The following is a 1,745-nucleotide window of genomic DNA, read 5'->3' on the forward strand; positions in this document are numbered from 1 at the left end:
GCATACTTAAAACCTGGTTGTTGTGGGATAATAGCAACGTCTTTTTCTCCAATCGCTTTATACATGTTATCAATGAATTCTTGCAGTTTGGCTTGATGTTTTTCACTCTTTGCAGCGATCATGTCCATATCAACTGTTCCGCGAATTTGATTTTTTCGCTTTTGAGAACTTAATATCCTGCCGAATAAATCACCATAATCAGTAAACAAACCATCGATAAGAGGTGATAACTTATCATTCCGATATCTTACATGCATGACTTCACTTTGTTTAAAGCTTCTCTTAAACTGATAATCTTTTACAGTGACATTCGTAAAAGTATCTTCAAACACAGCGTATTCGTTATGTTCAAAGTCATCAGCGATAAGTAGGTCACCATCATCGGCTTGTACAATGAGAGCTTCATTATCATAAATCAGTTTGTAAATGAACCTTTCCCAAAAGGTACTTGCGGTCATATTCTTATTCGGTCTAACATTTAATCGATAATACAGTTCATCCTTTTCGAATTCTTCACCGTTTTTCACTCTAAATTCGGACTGACTAATTGTCCTTCCTAAAAAAGAAATACACGTATCAATCGCTAGTCGCTTCATGTGGACTCTATTTGCCCTATCTATAAACATCTCCACATCAAACATAAATCCTACTTCACTATTTCTTTTCAATACCGCATCCAGCCATCCAATGATTATCACCCCCTCGTATTAGAACTTAATGCCATCTAACATAAAGTCGAATTCATCCTCAAGAATGTTATCCGCTTGCCATAGTGCATGAATAAAAGCTTGAAAACCATCGGTTTTGCGCTTATCCTCATCTTTTTTCAGATATTCTTTGTTACCGTCTTTTTTGATGTGGACATAGACGTTGTTGGTGTACCAACGCATTAATGGATTATCCCCAAAAATAATGTGTCCATTTGCAAATAGCGTTTCAACCCGCGGAGCTAAAAGCGAATGAATTGCTCTTGGATTACGGATATATAGTAACGTGAAACCTTCTGCTTCCAGTGCCGCTTTCACGAGATCTAGTCGGAAATTATCAGCTACAATTGTATTGAATCCATATATTTCACGCATGTTTACAAACCAATCTACAATATGTTGGATGTGAATAACAGGTTCATCCACAACCGTAAGCAACCCTTTTTCTTCCCATTCCTGAATAGGAACTTTTAACTTCACTGTGTCTAAAAAACCTTTTCTTACAAAAGAATGAGATTTCCAAATGTAGTCCTGACCATGTTTAAAGAGCAAACCAACTGCCGCGAAGTCTTTAATTCTTGCATAATCGAGGCCACCCACAGCAGTTTTATGTCTTAAATCTGGAATTCTCCTAAGTGTCTCCCCATCTTCTTCAAAACCTGTACGCAGTATTTCTTCCCATGAAGCTACAGACTTTGTTAAATCTGTTTCGGGGTAATTCATACGTTTTGTTATGAATTCTTCACGGTTTGATGGATTATTTGCTAACTGTTTATATTGAGTGAATACCTTTTTGAATAACCCTTTAGCATAAGGACTTCTTGGTTCACTAAACATAGGATTCGCCTTTTCCCACACATCAGGATTATCAATTTCTTCCGGGTTATCAATCTTGCAGATGAAGGGGAACAATGGATCTTCTAAATCTCTTCCTTTTAGAATGTTCATTGCTCGTTCTTTCGTCTTGTCCAGGAATCCATCACGAACAAAACCATCTGTACCAATAAAAAATTCTCTAGCATTTGGCACTTTTCCAAG

General features: G+C 37.0%; 2 protein-coding genes. Both read right to left on the minus strand.

What is annotated here, in order from left to right; all coding sequences use genetic code 11:
- Nucleotides 1–698: phage portal protein (locus JDS99_RS30525; protein WP_199696458.1), on the minus strand; the 698-nt coding region annotated here is incomplete at its 3' end.
- A gap of 9 nt (nucleotides 699–707) precedes the next feature.
- Nucleotides 708–1,745 (minus strand): terminase TerL endonuclease subunit (locus JDS99_RS30530; RefSeq protein WP_199696459.1); only part of this gene is annotated, 1,038 nt, incomplete at its 5' end.

The organism is Bacillus cereus group sp. N6 (assembly GCF_016483705.1).
Taxonomy (GTDB): Bacteria; Bacillota; Bacilli; order Bacillales; family Bacillaceae_G; genus Bacillus_A; species Bacillus_A wiedmannii.